Origin of the sequence: Thermosipho affectus (assembly GCF_001990485.1) — a bacterium.
In the GTDB taxonomy this organism is placed as follows: domain Bacteria; phylum Thermotogota; class Thermotogae; order Thermotogales; family Fervidobacteriaceae; genus Thermosipho; species Thermosipho affectus.
Genome location: NZ_LBFC01000023.1, coordinates 83,756 through 109,202, shown reverse-complemented (window position 1 = coordinate 109,202; position 25,447 = coordinate 83,756). Strand labels below are relative to the sequence as shown.

The 25,447-nt window shown below is 29.8% G+C and carries 24 protein-coding genes and 1 pseudogene; 2 read left to right on the top strand and 23 right to left on the bottom strand.

Annotation, left to right across the window (positions count from 1 at the left end):
* Positions 1–59 precede the first annotated feature (59 nt).
* On the bottom strand, positions 60–803 hold the full coding sequence (gene pgeF, locus XJ44_RS08875) for a peptidoglycan editing factor PgeF (protein WP_077198781.1): 744 nt from the start codon (positions 801–803) through the stop codon (positions 60–62).
* A 179-nt stretch (positions 804–982) separates the two neighbouring features.
* Here pgeF and XJ44_RS08870 point away from each other — a divergent pair, with 179 nt between their 5' ends.
* Positions 983–1,921: a serine aminopeptidase domain-containing protein gene (locus XJ44_RS08870; RefSeq protein ID WP_084758794.1), complete on the top strand. Its 939-nt coding sequence runs from the start codon at positions 983–985 to the stop codon at positions 1,919–1,921.
* On the opposite strand, the gene XJ44_RS08865 is transcribed toward XJ44_RS08870, so the two are convergent.
* Positions 1,894–2,706, bottom strand: coding sequence for a hypothetical protein (locus XJ44_RS08865; protein WP_233119550.1), 813 nt, complete (start codon positions 2,704–2,706; stop codon positions 1,894–1,896). The two genes, XJ44_RS08870 and XJ44_RS08865, sit on opposite strands and share 28 nt — an antisense overlap.
* Positions 2,707–2,773: 67 nt before the next feature.
* Here XJ44_RS08865 and XJ44_RS08860 point away from each other — a divergent pair, with 67 nt between their 5' ends.
* The gene (locus tag XJ44_RS08860) at positions 2,774–3,235 is read left to right on the top strand and encodes a hypothetical protein (protein WP_075666613.1); all 462 of its coding nucleotides are present in this window, start codon (positions 2,774–2,776) and stop codon (positions 3,233–3,235) included.
* Positions 3,236–3,296: 61 nt separating this feature from the next.
* Here the strand turns inward: XJ44_RS08860 and XJ44_RS08855 are convergent, their stop codons facing one another.
* The 21 genes and pseudogenes from XJ44_RS08855 to XJ44_RS09340 form a co-directional block, all read right to left on the bottom strand.
* Entirely contained in the window at positions 3,297–4,616 is a 1,320-nt protein-coding gene (locus tag XJ44_RS08855; RefSeq protein ID WP_077198780.1) for a GH1 family beta-glucosidase, read from the bottom strand.
* Positions 4,617–4,626: 10 nt separating this feature from the next.
* Positions 4,627–5,664 (bottom strand): endonuclease/exonuclease/phosphatase family protein, encoded by a 1,038-nt coding sequence (locus tag XJ44_RS08850; protein ID WP_077198779.1) that lies wholly within the window; start codon positions 5,662–5,664, stop codon positions 4,627–4,629.
* Complete coding sequence (locus XJ44_RS08845; RefSeq protein ID WP_077198778.1) at positions 5,661–7,046, bottom strand: GGDEF domain-containing response regulator; 1,386 nt, start codon at positions 7,044–7,046, stop codon at positions 5,661–5,663. Before XJ44_RS08845 ends, XJ44_RS08850 begins: the two co-directional genes overlap by 4 nt.
* Before the next feature lie 100 nt (positions 7,047–7,146).
* On the bottom strand, positions 7,147–8,517 hold the full coding sequence (glnA, locus tag XJ44_RS08840; RefSeq protein WP_077198777.1) for a type I glutamate--ammonia ligase: 1,371 nt from the start codon (positions 8,515–8,517) through the stop codon (positions 7,147–7,149).
* A 180-nt stretch (positions 8,518–8,697) separates the two neighbouring features.
* The gene (locus XJ44_RS08835) at positions 8,698–9,717 is read right to left on the bottom strand and encodes a potassium channel family protein (protein ID WP_077198776.1); all 1,020 of its coding nucleotides are present in this window, start codon (positions 9,715–9,717) and stop codon (positions 8,698–8,700) included.
* A complete protein-coding gene (locus XJ44_RS08830) occupies positions 9,710–10,051 on the bottom strand; it encodes a cupin domain-containing protein (RefSeq protein WP_077198775.1) in 342 nt (113 codons plus the stop codon). Before XJ44_RS08830 ends, XJ44_RS08835 begins: the two co-directional genes overlap by 8 nt.
* The gene (jag, locus tag XJ44_RS08825; protein WP_233119549.1) at positions 10,005–10,685 is read right to left on the bottom strand and encodes an RNA-binding cell elongation regulator Jag/EloR; all 681 of its coding nucleotides are present in this window, start codon (positions 10,683–10,685) and stop codon (positions 10,005–10,007) included. Before jag ends, XJ44_RS08830 begins: the two co-directional genes overlap by 47 nt.
* On the bottom strand, positions 10,682–11,923 hold the full coding sequence (gene yidC, locus XJ44_RS08820) for a membrane protein insertase YidC (RefSeq protein ID WP_408645832.1): 1,242 nt from the start codon (positions 11,921–11,923) through the stop codon (positions 10,682–10,684). Before yidC ends, jag begins: the two co-directional genes overlap by 4 nt.
* A gap of 56 nt (positions 11,924–11,979) precedes the next feature.
* Complete coding sequence (gene yidD / locus XJ44_RS08815) at positions 11,980–12,225, bottom strand: membrane protein insertion efficiency factor YidD (protein ID WP_077198772.1); 246 nt, start codon at positions 12,223–12,225, stop codon at positions 11,980–11,982.
* Positions 12,197–12,592 carry a ribonuclease P protein component gene (rnpA, locus tag XJ44_RS08810; protein ID WP_077198771.1) on the bottom strand — a complete coding sequence of 132 codons (396 nt, stop codon included), beginning with the start codon at positions 12,590–12,592 and terminating at the stop codon, positions 12,197–12,199. Before rnpA ends, yidD begins: the two co-directional genes overlap by 29 nt.
* Complete coding sequence (rpmH, locus tag XJ44_RS08805; RefSeq protein WP_075666602.1) at positions 12,574–12,708, bottom strand: 50S ribosomal protein L34; 135 nt, start codon at positions 12,706–12,708, stop codon at positions 12,574–12,576. The genes rnpA and rpmH overlap by 19 nt, the downstream gene beginning before the upstream one ends.
* A gap of 60 nt (positions 12,709–12,768) precedes the next feature.
* Positions 12,769–13,344 (bottom strand): annotated as a pseudogene (locus XJ44_RS09405) (HD-GYP domain-containing protein).
* Between the two features lie 823 nt (positions 13,345–14,167).
* Positions 14,168–15,061: an ABC transporter substrate-binding protein gene (locus tag XJ44_RS08795; protein ID WP_158071839.1), complete on the bottom strand. Its 894-nt coding sequence runs from the start codon at positions 15,059–15,061 to the stop codon at positions 14,168–14,170.
* A gap of 59 nt (positions 15,062–15,120) precedes the next feature.
* Positions 15,121–16,179: a BMP family lipoprotein gene (locus XJ44_RS08790; RefSeq protein ID WP_077198769.1), complete on the bottom strand. Its 1,059-nt coding sequence runs from the start codon at positions 16,177–16,179 to the stop codon at positions 15,121–15,123.
* Positions 16,180–16,189: 10 nt separating this feature from the next.
* Positions 16,190–17,506, bottom strand: coding sequence for a ribosome biogenesis GTPase Der (gene der, locus XJ44_RS08785; protein WP_077198768.1), 1,317 nt, complete (start codon positions 17,504–17,506; stop codon positions 16,190–16,192).
* Entirely contained in the window at positions 17,475–19,907 is a 2,433-nt protein-coding gene (locus tag XJ44_RS08780) for a bifunctional 4-hydroxy-3-methylbut-2-enyl diphosphate reductase/30S ribosomal protein S1 (protein ID WP_077198767.1), read from the bottom strand. The genes der and XJ44_RS08780 overlap by 32 nt, the downstream gene beginning before the upstream one ends.
* Positions 19,880–20,548 (bottom strand): (d)CMP kinase, encoded by a 669-nt coding sequence (gene cmk, locus XJ44_RS08775; RefSeq protein ID WP_077198766.1) that lies wholly within the window; start codon positions 20,546–20,548, stop codon positions 19,880–19,882. Before cmk ends, XJ44_RS08780 begins: the two co-directional genes overlap by 28 nt.
* Positions 20,549–20,556: 8 nt before the next feature.
* Positions 20,557–20,889, bottom strand: a complete 333-nt coding sequence (locus tag XJ44_RS08770) for an STAS domain-containing protein (protein WP_075666595.1) — start codon at positions 20,887–20,889, stop codon at positions 20,557–20,559.
* Complete coding sequence (gene aspS / locus XJ44_RS08765) at positions 20,870–22,615, bottom strand: aspartate--tRNA ligase (protein ID WP_077198765.1); 1,746 nt, start codon at positions 22,613–22,615, stop codon at positions 20,870–20,872. The genes XJ44_RS08770 and aspS overlap by 20 nt, the downstream gene beginning before the upstream one ends.
* A gap of 5 nt (positions 22,616–22,620) precedes the next feature.
* On the bottom strand, positions 22,621–23,271 hold the full coding sequence (gene fsa / locus XJ44_RS08760) for a fructose-6-phosphate aldolase (protein WP_077198764.1): 651 nt from the start codon (positions 23,269–23,271) through the stop codon (positions 22,621–22,623).
* 20 nt (positions 23,272–23,291) lie between these two features.
* Positions 23,292–25,442 carry a carbohydrate ABC transporter permease gene (locus XJ44_RS09340; protein ID WP_077198763.1) on the bottom strand — a complete coding sequence of 717 codons (2,151 nt, stop codon included), beginning with the start codon at positions 25,440–25,442 and terminating at the stop codon, positions 23,292–23,294.
* Positions 25,443–25,447: the final 5 nt, after the last annotated feature.

Below are 25,447 nucleotides of genomic sequence, written 5' to 3'. Positions count from 1 at the left end.
ATATTAATATTTGTTATTTTGATAAATTATCAGGACTATTAGTTACAAATAAAAATATTTCAAATCAATCCAACAATTACTGCAAATCTTTTTTTTGTTTTTTCTTTTCTATATGAATAAAAATATTTATTAAATTTTATTGTATCTACCATTGAAATTTCAATATTTCTTACGCCAATATTAAACAATTCATTCTCGATTATGCCCCATAGATCTATAAAAAACTTTCCATTTTTAACATCTATATATTTTTCACCAAATTTATTGTTAAACATATTTTTCACTTCAATTCCAACTTCGAAACTTTCTGGACCTATTGATGGACCTAAACTTACAAATATATTTTTAGGATTACTATTGTATTTCTTAACCATACTTAAAATTAACTTTTTGGGGATATCCTTTAGTGTGCCTTTCCATCCAGAATGTGCAATTCCAACAACATTTTTTACTGAATCATATGCAATAATTGGCACACAATCTGCAAAACGCATAACCAAAAAAATCCTCTTTTCATCAGTTATAAGTCCATCTGCAGTGTAAATTACTCCTCTTTTTATATCTCTTTCTCCAACACACTTTATAACATTTCCATGGACTTGTTTTGCAAAAAACATTCTATCTAGTTCTATACCCAAAATATTTGATAATATTCTAAAAGAATCGCTTCCCAAAGAAAAATCCAATTCCATATTTTGTCTAGTTGTAACCACATGAAATAATTTTTTAAACTGATGCAACATACAAGACCTACAAAGAACAAGATTTTCTATCTCTTTGCAAACATAATTTCCAAGTTGCATACATTATCACCCCATAATTAATAATATTACTTTTTTATTTTCTAATCATTCAAAAAATAATAATCCAAAAAACAACCACTGACAAATATTAAAGTAAATGCTTTTCTTTCATTCAATTTTAACACACACATGAAATATTTTTTGTATAATTTAAGTGAAACAGCAAAAGGAGGATCAACATGACCATATATGAATATGATCCAAATATTCCTTTGAATTTAAAAAAAGCAAAATTTTCAGATTATACTCTCGTTTCATTTGATACAACATATGAACCTGATATTCCAGAATCAAAAAGGATTTTTGTTTATCAATATCATTCAAAAAATCCATGGGGGAAAATAATCATATTACACGGAATCGGAAATAACCACATTCCATACTTAATGTGGTATGCAAAACAATTTTCAAAATTTGGACTTGAATCATACTTTTTGATTTTCCCATATCACCTTAACAGAGGAAAAAAAGAGTGGGAAGGTGGAGAACCATTTTATCATCACTCTCCTGCACACTGTGTTGTAAGATTTCATCAAGCAGTAAAAGATGTAAGAAGAACAATTGATGTAATTGAAAAGAATGACAATACGGATAACCTTTTCATTATGGGATTTAGTTTTGGAGGAATGATTGCTACCCTAAGCATGGCATTAGATAAAAGGATAAAAGCGGGAATAATTGCTTTTTCTGGTGGAAATTGGCGTTGGATAAATTGGTATTCACCATACCTTGAAAAAGTAAGAACAAGTTATAAAATGTATAGCAACGAATGGGGATGCTTTGATGAAGTAAAGTGTGTTAATCTTAGAAAGGATTCTTTTAATAAACTCAAAAAAATAAAAACTATCAATGAAATTTTCAAATTAAAACCTACGTGTTTCCATTATGATCCTATTTCTTACGCTAAATTTATCGAACAACCAATTTTGGTATTTAAAGGATTATTTGACAAAATTATTCCATCAAAAGCATCTGAAGATTTATACAATCTCTTTCCAAATGCAAAAAAAATACTGATACCATCTGGTCATAAATCCTCGTATCTTTTTAGAAGAATAATCACTAAAAAAGGAATAGATTTTTTAAAAACTCAAAATTTTGTCGAAAAAGTTAGATAGTAATCCGTGGTAATAAATGGAATCATTATTGTTTCTTGATTATTGCTCTGATAATACAAACTTACAATATTATATACCCAATCAGTAAAAGAAACACCTTGTATAAAACTTAAATAACTAGATTTCCCATATAACAAAAATCTATAACCAATCTCTATACCTGAATAGTTATCATAATACCAATTCAAACCCAACTTTAATGTCGAGTAAAACGAATCATCTCTCAATTTTCTAACATACTCATCCATTTCTTCATCCGGATTAGAAGTAAATATATTAAAAATTGTTCCACATTCAATAGTTCCAAATATCTCTATGTTATCCATGATATATCTTCCAATACCAATAAACCCTTTTGGAACCAATGCAAAAACATAACCTTGATTGGTAATCAATCCAGGTAAAACGATATTAAAATAAGTTTTAAAAGAAAAATCTTTAAAAAAGAAATTTGAAAAAATATAATTCTCAGAATATGAAAAATACACTTGTTCATTCGAATTCACTTCTTCTTGCATATATACTCTTCCTATAAACAGTGGATCAATAAAGTACGTTGTGAAACTCAAAACAGTATTCTCTCCCAAATAATGTCTGTAATTAAAATTAAAGGCTCCTAATATATCCAAAAGTGGTTGTGATGATAATTCACTATCATCTAGTGCGTATCCAACAGAGGAGAATTCCACAAAAAAACCTTTTTCATGTTTATTTCTAATCGCAGAAACTTCTCCAAATGCAACAACAAAAAATATAAAAGTAAAAATTATCATCATTTTTCTCACAAAACCACCCCCTGATTTTATTATATCATATAAATATATGATATAATAGATACAAAGGAGGGATTTTGTGGTAGTAAAATCTCGATTCGTAATCATACCAATGCCTGTAATGCAATTTTCCATGAAAGTAAGGCCAGCAAATGCTGGTAGAGTATATTTATATTTGTATTCCATTTCAATAGCGGCAGGTAGAAAAATAACCCCATGGATTTCCTATAGAGAACTTGCAGAATATTTTCAAGTAAAATATGGAACAATAGAACTTTCATTCAAAGCACTATTAAACTTAAATGCAATAATCCCAGTAGCGCGAAAAAATAAGAAAGGATATGGTCAAAAATATATTGTTAATGTACCCAAATATGTTGATGATAAATTTATATTTATAGATGTTGAAGATTCCAAAATTTTTGACGATTTAATCCTCGACAAAGAAAACAAAACGTTTGTCTCCGTAATAAAAAGGTTTAAATCAAGAAAAGAAAAAGCCAAAAAAGATCAATTAAAACTATTTAATCTGGATAAATAAACTTATATAATAGATTTCGACTTCAAGATAACATGAAGTATATTTATGTTCCTTAATCTTTTTAATTACTTAAAAACTCTTTTAACCACAATGCACTCTCTTTTAAATATCTCTTTTGAGTTTTATAATCCGTATAAATAATTCCAAACCTTTTTGAATAACCTTCAATCCACTCAAAATTATCCATTAAAGTCCATATAAAATATCCCCTTAAATCTACTCCATCATTAACTGCCTTTAAAGCCATTTTAAAATGTTGTTCCAAGTAATCTATTCTATAGTCATCGTTTACAATTTCATTTTCCAATTTGTCCGGTCCTGCCATTCCATTTTCCGTTATATAAAGAGGTAATTTATACCTAAAATACAGTTTCTTCAACATATCATATAAACCTTGTGGATAAATTTCCCAGTTCATTTCCGTTTTTGGAAGTTTACCAATTATTTGTTTGTACATAAAAGGATTTTCCGGTGAATACTCAATCAATTGACGCGTATAGTAATTTACTCCAAAGAAGTCTATATCATTTGAAATTATTTTCATATCATTTTCATATATTTTTATTCCAAACCTTTTCAAAAATCCCTTTGCATTTTCTGGATATCTTCCAAATACAATAGGATCATGAAACCATCCATTTATTAACTCATCAACTAAAAGTGCAAATTGATAATCTTCCTCTCTCTCATTTGCCGGTTCTACCTTTGTTACAACGTTTGTAATACCTATCTTACCATCTTTGACAATTTCTCTAAATGCTTCAACAGCATAACCATGCGAACGCAAAAGATTATGTGCAACTTTAATAGCTTCATTTAAATTTTTATGACCTGGTGCATGTATTCCCATAAAATAACCAAGATGTGATGAACACCAAGGTTCGTTTAATGTAATCCAATATTTTACCCTATCTCCTAATTCTTCAAATATTAACGCCGCATAATCTCTAAAATAATACGCTATATCATTACTAAGCCACCCACCTTTTTCATATAGATAGTAAGGTAAATCCCAATGATATAAAGTCACGAATGGAATTATATCTTTTTCTAATAATCTATCAACTAACCTATTGTAAAAATCTAAGCCTTTTTCATTCTTTTTTCCATCTTTTTTTACCACCCTTGGCCAAGCAATGGAAAATCTATATGAATCAAGCCCGAGTTCAGATATAATACTTATATCTTCTTCAAATCTATGGTAATGATCACAGGCTATATCACCATTTTCGTTGTTTTTTATATTTCCATTAATATGAGAAAAAACATCCCAAATCGAATGTTCCCTTCCATCTTCATTTACAGCTCCTTCAATTTGATATGCTGAAGTAGCGACTCCAAAAACAAACCATCTTGGAAAATCACTTCTTTTTAATCTCATAATTTACCTCCTACTTTAATCTCACTTTTAAAATCACTGGATTGTGATCGGAATATTCAAAATTTAAATCCAAGTTCTTTACTTCTAAAATTTCCACATTAGGCGACACATAAAATCCATCAATTACCGTCACAAAGTTTTCGCCTTCCTTATATGGAAAACTCACAGATCTATTTGTTGGTGCATTTTTAGCCACTCCCCAACTCCATCCATCTAGATTAAAGAAATCTGGTAACTTTATATATGAAAAAGGTTTTTTCTCTGTAAAAGTAAATTTGTTATCTTCAAAAAACTCACTGTTCCAGTCTCCACCAATAATGACATAATTCCCCTTTTTGTACTCGTCACTAGCAACTTTCATGATAAATCTAAGTTGTTTTTCTCTGAGTACACCTGTATCATACGCACTTGGATGAATATTTAAAATTACCAAATCCTTTTTACCTCTATTCAACCTAGTTAACAATACACATCTATCTAATTGAAAAATCTTTGTCGGCCAGCTATATTCTCCAGGCAATGATATCCTTAACGCCTTATCAATTTCATATTTTGAAAATGTAGCAAGCCCAGCTGAAACCTTTCCCATAGGATTTAAAAATGGTACTGGAACATATAAAACTTTGTAATTATATGCAAACGCTATGTTATACTTTCCAATAGATTTTAAATAACTTAGTTCATTTATATAATTAGTTCTTCTACTATTTACATCTATTTCTTGCAACAAATATATATCAGAATTGTATTTCTTTAATACGTTTACAACACCATTAATGTATCTTTTTACTAAATTCTTTGGGACAACTGCATTTTTTCCTCCGTCAAGGAAAAAATCCATCTCTTTCCCTAAACCTGCATATCCAATATTCCAATTAAAAATAGTTATAACATCTTTATCTAAATAGTTATTTACATTTTTCTCCACTCTAATTTCTTCAATCTTATCTGGTCTATAATCAAACAAAGTTGCAAACAATATTACTCCCCCTAAATATGCAACTATAACAAAAAATATAATCAAAAGAAAAAAAAGCAGCTTTTTCATACTACTCCCTCCCCGTATTTATCAAAAACATAATAATTGTTTTTTCCATTTCTTTTGGCTTTATAAAGCAGTTCATCTGCAGTATTAATAAATTCAGTAATTTTCAAACCAGATTGATAAACTGCAACTCCACCACTAATAGTAATCTTTCTATTGTCATTTAACACTTCACTCCAATTATATTCGTTAATTTCATCATATATACTTTCTATGTTATTTAACGCTTTATCAAAATCATTGAATAAAATAACAAATTCTTCTCCTCCATATCTTGCACATATTTCTTCTTCAGAAGTATTTTTCAAAAATATCTCAGATAACTTTTTTAAAACTTTATCTCCAACAACATGTCCATACGTATCATTTATTGATTTAAAGTTATCAATATCAAAAATAGCCAAAACAGTATTTTCACCATATTTTTCAATATATTCCTCAATTTTATGCATCAAAACCTTTTTGTTGTACAATCCTGTAAGTGAATCAAATTGAGAAGCAAAAAGGTATTCTTTAAAATTGTTAATAGTAGAAAAAACAATTCCCAAGCTTTCACCAATTAATTCCAAAACATTCTTAAATTCATAACTTGCATTTTCAAACAACAATAAAGCATGTTCTTTATTACCATACCTAACCAAATATTTTTCAAAATTCTTTAATTTCTTTAAACTATTATCATTAAAATCACCGTAAAAACTCCATGAATTTGGAATAGTAGGTCGTTCAAAATACGATAACATCAGCACTCTTGCATGACTTTTTGAGATATTTGTATTAAAGCTATAAAGTCTTGCTTCACTTTCTGATAGGATAAGTGTTAGAAAGGAGTTAAATGAAAATAATTCGCTAAATAGATCTTTAAGTCTTAGAATTAGGTATTCTTCATCTCTAATGTATTTTAAAAGATTTAGAATTTCTTTTTCATATATCTCTTCTTTTAACCTTTTCTCTACTATTTCAAAAATTTTATCACGGGTAATCGTTTGATAATTTTGCATCTTTTTTGTATAAAACTCTCCATTTTTTAAAGTATTAACAAGAAAAGATAATTGTTCTTTGTTGTTAAATATAGCTTTGGAATAAAAACCATTTGCACCACTTTTTTGGGCCCAAAAATTATTAATTTTATCATCCGAACTTGTTAAAATAAAAATACCAGAGTTTTCAAAAGATTCATATTTTCTCAATACCAACGATAAAAATATACCATTAATATCTGGCATGTTGTAATCTGTAATGATAATATCCGGCAAAATTTCAAACGCCTTTTTTATACCATCAAGTCCAGAATCTGCTGTAAACACATCAAAATAATCCTTAAAAAAATCTGAACTTACAGATCGCCAAAATTTACTATCGTCAATAATCAATAATTTCTCCACAATTTTCCCCCCATTAACTTACTTACTTGATATTATACCAAATTGCAAATATAAAAAAAATCCTCCGTTACATAACGGAGGATATCAAAAAAATCAATTTTCATATATCAAAATAATTTTCAAATTCTTTTGGATGTGGAATTGACATTATTTCCCTATCCTCAGAAATTTTTAATTTAATCCAATGTTCTATTAGTTCCCTTGGAAATAGTTTTAGATAATCATTATCATTTTTCAAAGCCTGACATGCTTGAGTCAATGAATATGGAAGTGGTTTAATATTTTCCACATATAGATCTTTCTCAAAAGGTCCAAATCCTTCTTTTGTTGGATCCATCTTATTTTTTATACCATCTATTCCTGCTAAAATCATGGCAGAAAACGCTAAATATGGATTACATGACGCGTCAATAGTTCTAAATTCTATTCTTTTCTTTTTAGCATCTTTCACATATGCGGGTATTCTTATCGCTGCTGTTCTATTTGCAAGGGCAAAAACCGCATTGGTAGGTGCTTCATAACCAGGCACTAATCTTCTATACGAATTTGTGGTTGGATTGGTAAATGCCATAACAGATGGTGCATGCTTCAATAATCCTGCGATGTACGATAAAGCTGTTTCCGATAAACCGTACAATTTATCACCAGCAAATATGTTTTCCCCATCTTTAACCAAATATTGATGCACGTGCATTCCATTTCCCGCTTCATCATACAATGGCTTTGGCATAAATGTTACTATTAATCCATACTCTTTTGCAACTTGTCTTGCAATGTATTTTACTAACAATGTATAATCTGCCGCTTTTAATGCGCTTACAAAATTCAATTCAATTTCAACTTGACAAGTTCCTACTTCATGATGGTGATATTTTACCGGAATACCATACTCTAATAACTTTGATACTATCTTATTTCTTACCTCCATCAACGTATCAAATGGTGGTATTCTATGATAACCCTTTTTCTTTCCAATAAAATACTCACCTGTTTCTTCAGAATTCCAAAATCCCTCTTTACTATCAATTTGTACTGTTACTTCATTATTTGAAATTTTATATCTAACATCTTCAAAAATATGAAATTCATATTCTGGACCAAAACAAACCTCATCAGCTATATCTTTTATACTATTAAGTGTAGATTTTAAAATCGTTCTAGGATCATGATAAGAAGGTTTCCCAGTATTTGCATCATAAACATCGCAAATTAAACTTAAAACTTTTTCTCCTCCAACATTTTCAATAAAAGCTGTTTTTGGATCTGGAATTAAAATCATATCGCTATTTTCTACAGATGCATATCCCAAATTTGACGCATCAAACCCCACACCATCACAAAATGTCTTCTCAGAAAAATTTGTCCTTGCAAGTGTTACATGTCTCCACTTTCCCCAAATATCCACTACTTTCAAATCTATAAAATTAATTTTTTCACGTTCTACAATACTTAATAATTCTTTTATTTCCATAGCACACCTCCAAAAAATTATATTTTGCATTAATAGTGTAACACGCAAAAATTATACTAACAAGGATAGAATAAAATAATTATAAGCAATATTTTCAAAGATAACCCAAAAACATTGCTTATACTCCCATTAACTATTTTATTCAAATTTTATCTGGGATAAATACAACTAAGGGTGGGATTAAATGTCTGAAAATTTTTTAAATTCGTCAATATTTTCTTTTCTTCCCATTATCATCAAAGCGTCGTTCTCACGTAACTCCAAATCACCGCTTGGACCAAAAATTGTATCGCCTTCTCTATTAACAGCCAATACCATAACTTTAAATTTTTTTCCTATATCCAAATCAGATATCTTTTTATTTACCAACACACTGTTTTTCACTATTTTAATTTCCTCGATTCTATATTGTTCATTGCCAAATGCAAACAAATCAACAAAGTTAACACTTTCTGGTCTTGTAGTTAATCTTGCCATTCTAGTACCAGCAATTTCCGCAGCTGCTACAACTGTAGTTGCACCAGCATATATTAGTTTCCTAATTGACGATACATCAGTAACTTTGGAAATTATCGTCAAACTTGGGTTTAATGTTCTTGCACTTAATACAACAAAAACATTTACTGAATCTTCTGGAAGTGTTGTTATTAATGCTTTTGCTTTTGAAATCCCAGCATTTAACAATATATCTTCTTCCGCTGCATCTCCAACTATATATGGAACTTCTATACTATACATTTCCAATAAACGCTTTACATTTTCTTCGCTTTTATCTATTATTAAAAAACTCTCCTTTTCTCTGATCAATTCTGCAATTACATATTGTCCAGTTTTTCCTGCACCAACAACAATAATATGATTTTGCATCTTTTCAATCATTTTTCTGTTTCGCCTCTCTTTCATGTAATCGCTAAGTTTTCCTTCAACGATAATTGCCGTAACACTTGATATTCCATATAAAACAACACTAATCCCCATAAAGATTAGAATAGAAGTAAAGATTCTTCCAGTGGTAGAAAGTGTTTCTGGCATTTCATAGCCAACCGTTGAAATGGTTATTGCCGTAAAAAAGAACGCATCAACAAGCGGGAGTCCTTCAAAAAGATGATAATACAAGACTCCCGTTATTAATACTATTAATATTAATACAGTAAAAAGAAAAATTTGTTTTATGAGTAATTTTCCTACGTTCTCATTCATTGTTCGGCATATAAGGGATTATACATATAAATTCAGCATATTCATCCCCAATGTTAACAAATTGATGTTCTTCATTGGGTTTAACAAAAATAAAACTTCCTTGCTCAGCTTCAAATTTCCCATTTTTTGTAACTGCTTGGATCTTTCCTTTTACCACAAAAATTTCATGTTCCCAATCATGCGAATGATATGGCGTATTTGCACCCGGCTGTAATCTAAAAAGTCTCATAACAAAATTCTTAGCCCCATCCTTTGAACCAATCAATATTCTTTTCTCAATTTTCCCATCATCTATTATTATAGGCTCTACTTTTTCTGGTTTTGATATTATCATTTAGATGCCTCCTTTCAATTACCACATATCTATAAGGTTCAACACCTTCAGAATGAGATACAACATCTGGATATTTCTTCAAAAATTCGTGTACTAATCTTCTTTCAAATGAAAACATTGGATCAAGTTCTATCCTTTTTGCACCATTTCTAATCTTTTCTACAGCACTTCCTACAATTTTTCTAATAAGTTCTTTTCTCTTTTCTCTATAATCTCCTGCATCTATAATTACCGTGATTTTTATATCAGAAAGTCTGTTTAAAAATATTGTTGCAATATGCTGTAAAGCACCTAATCCTTTACCATGTTTTCCTATTATCTTTCCAATACCTTCTCCTTGAATTTTCGCAATAAACACTCTGTTATTTTTTGAAAACACACTTATTTCTATTCTATCATCAAAGTATTTTATCACATTTTTCAAAAATTCCTGTAGTCTTCTTTCATAGTATTCTTTCTTTATGGTAATTTCTATAACCGCATCTCTTGCTAAAAAGCCAAAAAAACCACTTGAACCCTTATCTATAACCAAATAATCATATTCTCCATTTTTAATACCCATATTTTCCTCAAAAATTGTCAAAATTTCTTCTATACTCTTTCCAGTCAATGTTAACTTCTTCAAGCTATTCACCCCTTATTTGGTAAGCCCCAGAGTTCTCTTTGTGTTAACCCTTTAATTTTGTATTTTTTATAAATATAATATGTTATTCCAAGTTGAATCAACGTATTTGCAGTGTAATACAAAAACACTCCACTTGGCAATCCTATGAACAGGAATGGGAATACAAAACTCATAATTATACTCTGCCATGCTGTTCTTGTATCCTGACTTGTAATCAATGCAAGATAATATCCTGCAAGAATTTGTATAACTAAAAACACCCAATTTGCTGAAAATCCCCCAGCTGTTAAATCCTTCCATATGAGAAATTGTCCATTAAACGCAAATTCTTCCTGATAATACCTTATAACTTGATACAAAACTATAAATATTGGCAACTGCACAAACGCCATTAGACACCCACTTGCTGGATTAATATTATTCTCTTTATATGCCTTTAAAAGTTCTTGTTGCTGTTTTTGAGGATCTTTATACTTTTTCTTTATTTGTTCCACAATAGGTTGCATTTTTCTCATTTTAATCATAGACTTTGTCTGTGAATGATACAGTGGATAAAGTATAAATCTGACAATTATCGTAAAAACAATAATTGTAAGTCCGAAATTCTTAGTAAAATTATTTATCCATCCAAAAAAGTAAACTAATGGATATAATATTACATCAAACCATCCTCCAACCCCAGAAATTGTTTTTAACATCTCTGAAATCGTGGAATAATCTTCTCCAAATGCATCTTTTATAAGGGTCTTTTTATAAGGACCAATATAGGCTAGAAATCTTAGATTTGTACCTTTCACCTTATTTCCACCTAATGTTTTCCCAGAAAATTTTACTATAGAAAGAATATCTCCTTTATTATAAAACGATACAAAAACATTATCGCGCAATCTATCATTTTCCTCGTAACCAACCCTTGGAATTGATACAGTAATTTCATCATTAGAATCAATTGAAACATTAAATGTATAATTTGGGCCTTCTTTAAAACTGAATATTTTTTCAATATTCCCATAATTAAAAACCAAAGTTAATTCAGAGTATTTTCCTTTATCTTTTAATCCCTGCCACTTAAAAGTAGGAGTCGAATTTACATTTTCCAGATCAAAACCATCATTAGAATACAAAAATAATCTTGTTCTTCTTTCAGTAACTCTATACACTTCTTGTAAATTACCATTATAGTCAAATTTATATTCCGCAAGTTTAGTAAACACGTAAATACCATCAGTTCTTTCTTCAAGAGTCATAGTTCCTGCTAACACAAAAAAAGCCAACAACAAAAAAATGACGGTAATCGCTTTCTTCAACTAGACCGCCTCCTTCTAATTATATAAAATTCATCTGGTACTGGATCTTCCCCACCTTTATGGAGAGGATTACACCTTAAAATACGCTTGAAGCCCAGGAAAAGACCTTTAAATACGCCAAACCTTTGTACCGCCCGATAAGTATACTCCGAGCATGTCGGAGTATATATACAAGTTGGTGGTTTTAATGGAGAAATAAATTTTTGATAAAATCTAATCACTAACATTACTATTTTTTTCATCATTAATCCTCACAAATAATTTTAACAATTCATCTTTTAATTCTGTAAATAATATATTGTCAAAATCTTTCGAAAGATGTTTCCTAGCAATTATTAAATAATCGAATCCTTTTGGAATAATCCCTTTATTATTTCTTATAATCTCACGTAACCATCTTTTCAATCTATTCCTTTTCACGGCTTTACCAAACTTTTTTTTAATTGAAAAACCATATCTACTATAATCTAGACCATTATTTACATATAAAATCACAAGATAACTATTTTGTATGCTTTTGCCATTTTCAAATATATTTTTAAAATCTTTCCTGAGCTTCAAGCGTTCATGTTTTTTAAAGGTGTTTTTACTTATACTGTTAATCTCCATCTTCCTTTTCTTCTTCTGTTCTTTAACACCCTTCTTCCACCTGCAGTCTTTTTTCTCGCTAAAAACCCGTGTGTTCTTTTTCTCTTAATCCTCGATGGTTGATATGTCCTCTTCATATACTATCCTCCTTTTCTAAATTTTGTCCTTTTATATGTTATCATAAATTTAATTATTTATCAACTTATATATCCTCTTTCTTTTAAAACTTCTAAAAATTGTACAAACAACTCCGATGAAAACTTAACTCCAACCATATCCTTCATTATACTCAAAGATTTTTCAACTGAAAGCCCCTTTCTATATGGTCTATCTTCGGTAAGAGCAACAAAAACATCCACAATCGATACTATTTGAGCTCGCAAACTAATCTCTTGCCCTTTTAATCCGTCGGGATAACCACTCCCATCCCAATTTTCGTGATGATGTCTAATTACATCACCAACAAGAGACCAACCTGGTATAGTTTTAATTATTTTTTCACCATAAACTGTGTGTTTTTTCATTATTTCAAATTCTTCATCATTCAATTTTCAAGGTTTATTTAATATATGCTCGGGGATACCTATCTTACCTATATCATGTAAAATCGCCCCATATTTTATTGCTTCAATTTCCGCAGGCTCTTTAATTCCCATTTTATCTGCCAAAAGTAAGGAAAAATCCATAACATTTCTTGAATGATTTCCAGTAACTGAATCTTTTATTTCAACAGCCTCGGCAAGAGCTGAAATAATTTGAAGATTCTTTTCCATCAATTCTGCATTAGTTTCCTCAAGTTCTGCCATTGTGGATTCTAAAATTTCTGCAGTTCTTTCATATTCACTAAATATCTTTCTAAACTCTTCAAAAATACTTTTAATAGTTTTTTGTAATTTACTAACACTTTCTAAATTAGTAGGAGAACTACCAAACTCATATAGCCTTTTATGCTTTTTAAAACTTTCATATATCTTCTCTAATTCCATATTCAAATTCTTTATAACATTTTCCATTTTCTCAGTTTCTCCCTTTTCAATATAAAATAAATAATAAAACAATACAAAACCAACGGTAAAAATCATTGTCACAAACAAATTCAACTTTATAACAAAAGCTGCCTTATACCCTACTACAAAAGTAAATCCATAACTTGATTTTGAAAATTCTTCAAAAAATGATTTTTTATATTTGCTTCCAATTTTTAAAGGTTCCGACGAATAAACAACCTTATCCTCAGCAATAATATCATAATATTTAATAGAGAGTTCACTTAAATTAAACAAGTTCAATGGAATTTCATACAAAAAATACTGCTTTCCATGTTTTTTCACATACTTTAACGTATCAATTCTAAAATATATTCCTTTAATATATTTATTTGGTCCCTCAGTTAATATTCCTTTCAAATTTTTATTTGATTCTTTGTCAAAAAAACTATCATCCAACTTTGCGACTAAAAATTGTTTGTTTAGTAATAAATTATCAAAATATTTCGTAAACACCTTACTAGAATCTTTTAAAGTTACCTTTAAATAGTAATTAAGCGTTATAACCAATAAAATCAACAATATAAAATAGAATAAAAATAATAATCTCCTATTTACCTTCAAATATTAAACTCTCCTTTCTATACTTTGAAAAATTTACTATACTAATATTTTTTTCGATAAATCCTTCATCGTTAAAATACATTCCTCTACCAATTTCATGTCCCAAATAAAAATTAACAAATTGGTTGGTAGAAATAAACTTATGCTTTGAAAGCATTCTAAATATTGTATAAATGGCTTCATTTGACCAATTGTAACTTTTAAACCCAAAAGTTACAACGTATAAATTTTTTAAATCCGGCAAACTATCCAATCCCTCATCAATTGCGGCATCAGATGCTACAATTATTCCTCTAAAATCAGGAGCAAAATAACTTAGAAAATCGATAGCACCTTTAGGTTCAAGCGTAATTACAATTGAATCGTATTTACTCACATCTTTAGAAAAAGTCTCAACGGAATAAAAATACGCATATTCTCCATTAAACTCTTTTAAAATTTTTAAAAATTCCCTTGAATATTCTTTGTTAAATGGATCTAATATCAGTAAAACATTTTTTGATGCATTATACTTCAAAAATTTTATAATTACATTTATTTGAAACTCATTAGTAGGAACTATTGAAAGAATTCTATTAGTACTCATTAACAATTTAGTTGATGTTATACTTGGAGAAATTGCAACAAGATCGTAATCTTCTAAAAATTTGAATATCCTAAATCCAGTAGCACTAAAATTAGGCCCAACTATAATATTTAATCCCTTTGATTTTATATACCTTAAAGTATTTTTAAATAGTGCATCTTCATTTAAGGGATATAAATTTAAAGGCCTATATTGTTGTGTAATAATCTCGTGTGATGCATTCTTTAAAGAATAAAAAAATGCATAAGAATTTCCCTTAAAAAAATACCAATACAAAAATTGAAAAATTATCATTACAACAATAATTATAAACCAAAACCAAAAACTCATTTTTTTTAACATTTTATCACCGTTTAAAACTTAATTTTTATTTTCATTCCATTAAGCTCTTCTTCAGATGATGGAATTATAAATTCTTCTTTTTTTATTAAAATTATTAGATATTCTATCTCACAAATCAAACTATCAGGAACTATCCCTTTGGTAAATATCATATTGCTAATTCCTTCACCATTTTCTTTTATTCCCAATTCCGTATTTCCAGGCGCCCATTCTCCATTATACGCCATTTTAACAGCTAAATAACTTGCAACATCAACCCTTTTAATAGCACTTGCCAAAATATAGCCAGGTGCTTGTGGCTCTTGCTCAACATCACCACCTAACATAAAATAACCGCCATTTTCGTAGAAATAATCAATCAAGTCTTTTAAATTATCCGATTTTACTAATTTTTGATCCTCTTCTTTGACTGCTTCAATAATTCCTAATGCGGTTCCTCCACAAGCTTGTTGAATAATATCTACTTTTTCACTAATTAATGCCTGCGCCAATTCTTTTCCTTTTTTTGGATCTGTGAATGAATTTGCATACACAACCTTCACTTCAACATTTGTGTTATGAATTTGATTGAATGCTTTAACTCCCGCCCTAAATCCAATTTCATATCTCTTCACAGGTGGAATAGGAATTCCACCAATAATCGCAACTTTTCCAGTTCTTGTCATTCCAGCAGCAAGATATCCAGTTAAAAAACTACCCTCTTGTTCTTTAAATGTAAATGTCATAACATTTGAAAGTTCTGTACCGTTATCAAAATCTATTCCAACAAAATATGTTTCAGGATACTGTTGCGCAACTTTATAAAACGCATCAGACATTAAATAACCTACAGCGAAAACTACATCTGCTTGTTCTGCTGCCTTACTTAAATTACTTACGTAATCTCCTTGTTCCTTTGACTGTATAACTTCATACTCAATGCCAAGCTCCTCACACGCTTTAACAATACCAGACCAAGTTCCATCCATAAAAGATCCATCTCCTAATCCCCCAATATCCGTTACCATTATAACCTTAAAAGAAAACACACTTATAGATAATAAAATTCCAAGTAATATAATCTTCTTCATAATATCCCCCCTAATGTCTATTTTTGAATTTCAAAAATATAGGTGCCCCATTGAAAGGATAGACATTCTCGCGAATAGTATTTCTAATACTATTTTGATAAAATTCTGGAACTTTTTTCCCATTTGTAAAAAATAAGAATGTTGGAGGTCTTACGTCTACCTGCACACCATAAAATATCTTTAAACCTCTTGGTGGTGGTGAAAACATAACCATTCTCTGTATAGCAGCATTTACCGCACTTGTATTAACTCTGTAATTTAACGAAGTATATGCTTCATTAATTGCGTCTATTAATTTTTTTATTCCTTTGTTTTTTGCAGCACTTACAAATACCACAGGACTATAATTAATAAAATATAACTTTTCATTAAAATGTTCAATAAACTCTGTTTTTCTAAAATTAAAATTCTTCACAAGATCTATCTTATTAAAAACAACAACAGTTGCCTTTCCTCTATTTTCAGCAATCCCTGCTATTCTTTGATCTTGGTGTGTGATACCTTCGATGGCATCTATAACTAACACAACAACATCGGCTAATTCAACACTTCTTATAGCCCGCACATTACTGTACATATCAATACTTTTGTATTCAACTCTAGATTTTCTTCTTAACCCCGCTGTATCAATAAATAGATATTTTTGGCCATTAAATTCTATTAACTCATCAATTGCATCTCTTGTTGTACCAGGTATAGGAGTAACAAGTACTCTTTCTTTGTTTAATATACTATTAAATAATGTTGATTTTCCCGCATTTGGTCTTCCAATTAACGCTACCCTAATTATAGAATCATTATTATTATCTTCTTCACTTAAATTTTTTCCTTTTTCTTCCAACTTCTCAATGATTTTTTCAACTAAATTATCGATATTTTTTCCTTGTTCTGCTGAAACAAATATTGGTTCACCAAATCCTAAGCTATAAAAATCCGATAAATTTACCAAAACTTTTTTTCCATTTTCAGATTTATTAACCACCAACAATACATCAGAATTTGATTTTCTCAAAAAATCCGCAAGATGATAGTCTTCAGAGGTTAATCCATTTTTTCCATCAAGCACAAACAAAACGAGATCTCCTTCTTTCAACATATCCAAAGTTAAATTTTTTAACTTAGAAGATATGATATCTTCTGGTCTCTCGAAAATTCCACACGTATCTATTAATCTAAAATATTTTCCAAAATAAGAGACGCGGTCACTAACCGCATCTCTTGTAACACCTTCTTTATTATCTACAATTGATTTTTTCCTACCTATTAATTTATTAAAAAGCGTTGATTTTCCAACATTACTCTTCCCTACTATCAAAACTGTTGCCATTTTTTACCTTCCTTTCAATGGAACTAAATCTTTCCTTCTCAGCTTCATTGTTTATTTCTTCTATTAAAGACTCACTTACTTTTTCTTTCTCGCTTGCAATAATCCTTAAAATTTCTCCGTCTTCCTTAATACCAATAATCTTTACTTCTAATTCATCTCCTATATTGACAGTTGAATCCACATCCGACTTTGGAATGTAAATTTCAACATTTTCAATAACACCAATATACCCTTTTTTCAATTCCTTCGTTAATTTAATTTTTACCACATCTCCTACTTTGTAGTTTTTTTTGAACAGTTTCCACGGATTTTGTTCCACCCTTTTTACGCTTAATTTTATTTTTCTATTCTCTTTATCAAGTTCTGTCACAACGGCCTTTACTTTTTCACCTTCGGCTACGACTTCATTTGGAGTTCTTATGTATTTCCACGAGATTTCCGAAATAGGACAATATCCACTTACTCCTTCTTCAATATCTATTATTATTCCTTTCTCAAAAATAACTCTAACAACACCAGTCACAACATTTCCAACTGGATATTTTTCCTCAATATTTTCCCATGGATCTCCCTTTACTTCTTTATAACTTAACTTTATTCTCTTGTTTTCTTTATCCACCTCTTTTACAACTAATTTTACAAAATCTCCTTCAGAAATTAACTCTTTTAAATTTCCTCTTCTTCCCCAAAATACATCATCAATATGGACAAATCCATCAATACCTGGTTCAAGATTTACAAAAAACCCATATGGCATTATCTTCTTCACTTTCCCACTAACCACTTCTCCTACTTTATACTTTCTCTCAACACTATTCCACGGATTTGGAAGTAATTCCTTTAAACTCAAGATTATCTTTTTTCTTTCCGGAACAATTTCTTTTAAATATAATTTAACACTTTGCCCTTCACTTAATACATCATAAGCATTTACTTCATTATCATAAGAAATTTCCGAATTTGGCAATAATCCTTCAATACCTTCGCTAATTCTAATAAACGCTCCAAACTTTTCAATTTTTTTCACTATACCTTCAACAATATCTCCATTTTTTCTCTCATTGAAAAATTTTTTCACTTGTTCTTCCACTAATACCTTTCTTGAAAGTACAACATTTAATCTTCTTTTATCTTCAAATTTTATAATCTTAAACTCACATTTGTATTCAGGTATATTATCATCAAATATCATAGATTCACTCTTTGGTAAAAATGCTTCTAAAACATTATCAATTAATACCTTATATCCTCCTTTAACTTTTGAGATAATCTTTCCTGTAACTTTTTCGCCTTTTTCAAACTTTTCCTTTAAAATTCTTCTAATTTGTTTCAAATAGATTCTCTTCTCTGATAAATATGCTGTACCATTTTCTTCATCTTTTTTTAACAATAATAATGTGATTTTATCACCAATATTATATTCTTCCAAATCTTTTACAAGTTCATTAGAATTTACAATCCCTTCACCTTTCCAACCAAAATCTACAAAAAGTTCAGTATCACTTTTTCTTAAAACAGTTGCTTCTACCTTTTCTCCCCTTCTAACATCTGTGTACAAATACTCTTCTAAAAGTTTTTCAAAATTTCCATCCATTTGCAGCATCCCTCCTAATATTTTTAATCTCTCTACCACTTTATCAACTAACTCTTTTGGTGTAGATGTACCACTTATTATTCCAACTTTTTTAACCCCCTTGGGTATAAATTCTATCTCTTCAGGAAATTCAATATGAATAGCATTGGTATATTTTTTAGCAATTTTATAAAGCTTAGTTGTATTAGAACTGTGTTTTCCACCAACAATAACCATCAAATCCACAATTTTTGATAATTGTTGCGTTTCAATCTCTCTATCATATGTTATATTACATATACTATTTATTACTTTAAACTCTTCAAACTTAGACATTTCTTTTACTTTTTCCGCAAAAAGATTAAAATCTGAATATGACATGGTAGTTTGGCTTGCAACAGCTATTCTCTTTCCTACAACCATTACAGGCTCCTTTGTAATGATAGCATCAGTACAATAACTCTTTAGCGCCTTCATCTCTGGATGTTCTTTTTTCCCAAAAACAACCAGTTTATACCCCTCTTCTTCCAACTTTGAAACAGTTTTAAATAAATTTTTAACAATCCTACACGTAAGATCTTCTATTTTGTACTTTTTATTTAATTTTTCAATCTCATATTTGGGTAGTCCATGTGCTCTAACTAAAAAAACATCTCCAGAAGTTTTTGACAAACCCAAATCATTTAATTCTTTCATAACAAATTTGTTGTGAACTATATCATCATCCGTCCAGACACTTACGCCACTCTTTAAAAGAGTCTTGGCCCTATTTACTGCGTATTCTACTCCAAAACAAAAACCTACTCCCTTTGCCACAATAATTTGCATTTTTCTTTAACCACCTCTAATATCTTTTGAACTACTTCTTCAATGGAAAACTTCGTTGAATCTATTAATATAGCATCTTTGGCCTTTCTCAAAGGTGCAACATTCCTTTCAGAGTCTTGTTTATCTCTTAATTTTATTTCATTTAACACCTGCTCGTATGTTACTTTTACTCCCTTTTCTGTCAACTCCTTAAACCTTCTTTTCGCTCTAGCTTCTTGTGTGGCAACAAGAAATATCTTTACTTCTGCATCTGGTAAAACAACAGTTCCAATATCTCTTCCTTCCACTACTATATTTTCATTTTCCGCAATCTCTCTTTGAAGCTTTGTAAGATATCTTCTTACAATTTCGTTTTTAGCATATTTAGAGGCATAAATTCCAACATCAGGTGTTCTAATTTCATCACCAACTTTTTTTCCATTAAGAAAAAAATCTCCATCCGAAAAAGATAACTTTAATTCTTTTAATTTGTTTTCTATTTCTTCATCATTACTAACATCACTTTTCTCCAAATACAATCCAACAATTCTATACATAGCCCCAGTATCCAAGTAAAAGATACCTAAAGTTTTCGCAAGTAATTTTGCAATAGTCGTCTTTCCAGAACCAGCTGGTCCATCTATTGCTATTCTACATGGCATTCTATCACCTAAATTTCTTCAATACTTGAAATAATATTAAATACCTTATCTAATCTTGTCATTTCAAAAACTCTCATAACAGACTGTTTTGGAGACATTAAATACAACAATTTATTATTCATTCTTGCATCTTTTAAAATTGCAACCAAGCTCCCCAAACCTGCACTATCTATGTAATTTACTTCAGAAAGATCAATGATAATCTTTTCTTTATCTGATGAAATCATTTTTTCTCTAATTTCCTTCTTTATATCTGCCGAATGATATGCATCAATATCTCCATATACTTTAGCAATTAATGCCTTTTCTTCATTTGAAAATTCAACCTTCGTGCTCCTCATTTTCTATACCTCCTTTATGAATTTCAATTGACAATTCCTTTAATTGTTTTTCTTCAACAAATGACGGTGCACCTGTAAGTTGACATGTCCCACTTGTAGTCTTTGGAAATGCAATAACATCTCTTATTGAATTAACACCAGCAGCAATTGAAACCATCCTGTCAAAACCAAATGCTATTCCTCCATGCGGTGGAACTCCGAAATTTAATGCGTTTAAGAAAAAACCAAATTTTTCGTTGGCCTCTTCTTCAGTTAAACCTATTATTTCAAAAACTTTTTTCTGAATATCACTATCATGTATCCTTATACTTCCTCCGCCTACTTCCATTCCATTAATTATCATATCATATGCATAAGCTTTTATTTCATCTAATTTTTGTTCCAAATTTTTAGGCATTGTAAATGGATGATGCCTTGCTACATAACGATTTTCCTCATCGTCCCATTCTAAAAATGGAAAATCAAATATCCATAGTGCATCATACCCTTCTTCCAACTCTTTAAAATATTCTTTTCCAATTTTTAATCTTAACGAACCAAGTGCACCATTAAGCACTTCTTTATCATCATAAGCCGCAAGTAATACCACTTGTTCTTTTTTTAATTTAAACTTTTCTACAATTTTTTCGTAATTTTTCAACAAAAACTTCGCTGTCGGTGATACTATTTTATCTTCAACTTTAAACCACAATAATCCACCTAAGCCTAATTGCTTTACATATTCTTCAAATTCAGATGCTATCTTTCGACTAATAGGAATACTTGTAATAAATCCTTTAACGTATCCACCATTTTCTATTACATTTTTTATTACCCTAAAATCTGTTTCTTTAAAATATTCTGTAAAGTCAACAAGCTCCATTCCATATCTTCTGTCTGGTTTATCACTACCGTATTTATCCATTGCTTCATCGTATGTTAATCTATCAAACTTTTCCGGTAACCTTATTCCTACACTTTTAAAAACTTCTCTTGCAAAGTTTTCCATTAAACACAAAATATCTTCCATTTCCATAAAAGACATTTCAATGTCAATTTGAGTAAACTCAGGTTGTCTATCTGCTCTTAAATCTTCGTCTCTAAAACACCTTGCAAATTGATAGTACCTATCAAAACCCGAAACCATTAAAAGCTGTTTAAATAACTGAGGTGATTGAGGCAAAGCATAAAATTTTCCCATTTGTAGTCTAGAAGGCACAAGAAAGTCCCGAGCTCCTTCGGGAGTACTTTTAGTTAAGTATGGTGTTTCAATTTCAACAAAACCATGTTCATTCAAAAAATTTCTTGCAGTTTGCGCCATTTTGTGTCTAATTATTAAATTACTTTGCATTTCACCATTTCTCAAATCTATATATCTATACTTTAACCTTAAATCTTCAGAAACCTTTTCTCCTGGATAAAATGGTGGTATCTCTGCTTTAGACAAAACATTTATTTCTTCAACATCTATTTCTATTTCACCAGTTGGCGTGTCTGTTTTCGTTTCATTTGGCCTTTCCAATACTTTTCCTTTCACTTGAATTACCCATTCCCTACCTAGCTCCTGAGAAACTTTATACGCTGATGAATTGGGACTTACCACCAATTGTGTTTTCCCATACCTATCTCTTAAAATTATAAATTTTATTCCTCCAAGATCTCTTATACGCTCTATCCATCCAGCAAGTACTACTTTTTCTCCTTTATTTTTAATTGTTAATTCTCCACAATTATGCGTCCTATACAAAATCCTCACCTTCCTGTTTGATATTTTTTCCAATCATCTAAAAATCTCTTAATACCTATTTCCGTCATAGGGTGATGAAACAACTTTTCAAGAACATTAAAAGGAATTGTAACAATATCCGCTCCCATTAATGCAGATTCTAAAACATGTTTTGGGTGTCTTACACTTGCAACAATTACTTCAGTTTCAAAACCATAATTAGAATATATGGTAATAATCTCATCAACAATTCCCATTCCATCATTAGCTATATCGTCCATTCTCCCTACAAATGGACTAACATAAGTAGCACCAGCTTTTGCCGCAAGCAATGCTTGATTTGCACTAAAAACTAGTGTAACATTAGTTTTTATACCTTCTGCTGATAAAATCTTAACAGCTTTTAACCCATCAGGGGTCATAGGAATTTTTACAACAACGTAATCATCAATTTTTGCAAGTTCCCTTGCTTCTTTTACCATTTCTTGCCAATCCAATGAAACTACTTCAGCAGAAACAGGCCCTCGAACGATCTGACATATCTCTTTAATAGTTTCCTTAAAAGGAGTACCAGCTTTTGCAATTAATGTAGGATTTGTTGTCACTCCATCAACTAATCCCCATTCCACTCCCTTTTTTATCTCGTCAATCTTTGCTGTATCGAGAAAAATCTTCATTTCATTCCCTCCTTTTTCAATTATTTTAATCCTGTTCTTGCAATTCCTCTAACAAAGTGCTGTTGTGTGAATAAGAATAACAATATAACTGGTAGTATTGAAAATGTTGCTGCAGCCATTAATTGATTATAAAGTGTTCCAACATCCGAACTAAAATTTTGCAATCCAACTGGAAGAGTTCTATACTTATCAGAATTTGTAACTATTAATACCCATAAAAATCCATTCCAGCTTCCGACAAATTTCAACAAAGCACCGGTAATAATTACAGGTTTACTTAATGGTACCACAATTTTCCATAAAAACTTCCAATGAGAACAACCATCAATCTTAGAAGCATCAAATAATTCTCTTGGAATTGCTAAAAAATGCTGTCTCATTAAGAATATAGCAAATACACTTACAATCCAAGGAATTATTAATGCATAATACGTATCTATCCACCCAAACTTAGAAATGGTTATAAAGTTTGGAACAAGTAATACCTCACCCGGAACCATCATTGTAGCTAAAAAGATTCCAAATATTAAATTTTTTCCCGGGAAATTCATCCAAGAAAATGCATAAGCCGCCATTGATGCAAGTATTACTTCAAGCACTGTTGTTGCAGTTGCCACAAAAACCGTATTTAAGTAATATCTTCCAAATGGAGCTGAATTCCAAGCATCAACATAATTTTGAAAAACATTCTTTATAACCTCTCCAAAAGAAAATTTCAAGCTTACCAACTTTAAATTATCATCACTAAGGTATATAGGTGAAACATTTGAGAGCTCAATTTCTATTACTTCCCCGTTTTTAACTCTAATGTTTTTAACAAATTCTGGAGCTTTTATTATTTTCCATGCATTCATTGAGTTATTGTAAACTCTTCTTACCTCATCAACATAATCCGTATACAACATTAATTCCTTTAAGAATTTATCTAAATTCCTTATCCTAGATGATATGTTTTCCAACTTAGAAATAAATATTTTATAAGTATTACTATCTTTTAATCTTTCATCAGACACATATTTTAAATCGTTAAAATTACCGCTTTTAAGAATATCTGTATAATCTATATTCTTTTCAATCAAAAGATTTTTATAACTTACTATTAAACTTTTTAAACTATTAAGTTGTGAAATACTAATGGCATATTCATTCATAAAATATTTGTCAACTTTTTTGGAAAATTTTTCAGGTAGATCCTTTAGATCTTTTTCGCTTAATATCTCCTCTAATATTGGATTGTTAATTTTTGAAATTTCATTTTTTAAAAGCTCATATTTCTCGTCTTTTGACATTACTTTTGCAACTATTGAAGAGTTTACAACTTTACTTTGAATATTCTTAAAATAATCGTATACTTTTAAATAAAACTCCAAAATTTTTATTTCTGATTTTATAACATCTACTACTTTATTGTTATAAACCTTATTTAAAACATTCTCTCCATTGTAATTTAAATCTAAACTGGATAAAATATCATAAATATTCTTTATTTCATCATTTTCCAATACCAAATATTTCCCCGCTTTATATTTTTTTATTATCTCTTTTGTTGAAAATAATTGTTCCTTCATTGAATTTAAAAATATTTTAAATTTTTCTTGTTCACTTTTATCTTTTATTCTTCTATTAACAAACTTGGAAATTAAATTTATTCCAGAAATTGCAGAGTCAAATTTTCCAGTCAAATTTGAAATATATTCTAATCTATTAAAATACGGTTTTGAACCACTATTAAAGTACAAAAAAACTTCTTCAAAAAAATTTTCAGGTGTATCATATTGTATTTCTATGGGAATATATACATTTTTCAACCAATTTTGAAATTGCGAATTGGATAATCTTTCTATATAATCAAATCCTTTTATATCTATGGTTAATACTCCTCTATAGAATGGATCATCTTCTACTGAAATGTTTAAAACGTTGTCTTCTTCTTTTGAAGAGGTAAAACTTAAAGCTTCGCTCAAACTAATACCCTTTAAAGTCCTTACTGCACCCATCTTTGTTTCAACTTTAACATCTCTTTTGCTGAAAAAGTTCTTGGTATACCATTTTGGAGGCCATTGTTGAACCTCACTAGGCATTTTAAAAGATGTTATCATCATCCATGCAAAAGGCATAATCATTACAACAAAACCTATTGAAAGTAATAAATATATTATCAACTTCTTCATCACTT

Coding starts and splice junctions, on each gene's coding strand:
- pgeF (WP_077198781.1), bottom strand. CDS start 803: ATGCAACTTGGAAATTATGTTTGCAAAGAGATAGAAAATCTTGTTCTT.
- XJ44_RS08870 (WP_084758794.1), top strand. CDS start 983: ATGACCATATATGAATATGATCCAAATATTCCTTTGAATTTAAAAAAA.
- XJ44_RS08855 (WP_077198780.1), bottom strand. CDS start 4,616: ATGAGATTAAAAAGAAGTGATTTTCCAAGATGGTTTGTTTTTGGAGTC.
- XJ44_RS08850 (WP_077198779.1), bottom strand. CDS start 5,664: ATGAAAAAGCTGCTTTTTTTTCTTTTGATTATATTTTTTGTTATAGTT.
- glnA (WP_077198777.1), bottom strand. CDS start 8,517: ATGGAAATAAAAGAATTATTAAGTATTGTAGAACGTGAAAAAATTAAT.
- XJ44_RS08835 (WP_077198776.1), bottom strand. CDS start 9,717: ATGAATGAGAACGTAGGAAAATTACTCATAAAACAAATTTTTCTTTTT.
- XJ44_RS08830 (WP_077198775.1), bottom strand. CDS start 10,051: ATGATAATATCAAAACCAGAAAAAGTAGAGCCTATAATAATAGATGAT.
- yidC (WP_408645832.1), bottom strand. CDS start 11,923: ATGACTCTTGAAGAAAGAACTGATGGTATTTACGTGTTTACTAAACTT.
- yidD (WP_077198772.1), bottom strand. CDS start 12,225: ATGAAAAAAATAGTAATGTTAGTGATTAGATTTTATCAAAAATTTATT.
- rnpA (WP_077198771.1), bottom strand. CDS start 12,592: ATGGAGATTAACAGTATAAGTAAAAACACCTTTAAAAAACATGAACGC.
- rpmH (WP_075666602.1), bottom strand. CDS start 12,708: ATGAAGAGGACATATCAACCATCGAGGATTAAGAGAAAAAGAACACAC.
- XJ44_RS08795 (WP_158071839.1), bottom strand. CDS start 15,061: ATGATAATTTTTCAATTTTTGTATTGGTATTTTTTTAAGGGAAATTCT.
- XJ44_RS08790 (WP_077198769.1), bottom strand. CDS start 16,179: ATGAAGAAGATTATATTACTTGGAATTTTATTATCTATAAGTGTGTTT.
- der (WP_077198768.1), bottom strand. CDS start 17,506: ATGGCAACAGTTTTGATAGTAGGGAAGAGTAATGTTGGAAAATCAACG.
- XJ44_RS08780 (WP_077198767.1), bottom strand. CDS start 19,907: ATGCAAATTATTGTGGCAAAGGGAGTAGGTTTTTGTTTTGGAGTAGAA.
- cmk (WP_077198766.1), bottom strand. CDS start 20,548: ATGCCATGTAGAATAGCAATAGATGGACCAGCTGGTTCTGGAAAGACG.
- XJ44_RS08770 (WP_075666595.1), bottom strand. CDS start 20,889: ATGAGGAGCACGAAGGTTGAATTTTCAAATGAAGAAAAGGCATTAATT.
- fsa (WP_077198764.1), bottom strand. CDS start 23,271: ATGAAGATTTTTCTCGATACAGCAAAGATTGACGAGATAAAAAAGGGA.
- XJ44_RS09340 (WP_077198763.1), bottom strand. CDS start 25,442: ATGAAGAAGTTGATAATATATTTATTACTTTCAATAGGTTTTGTTGTA.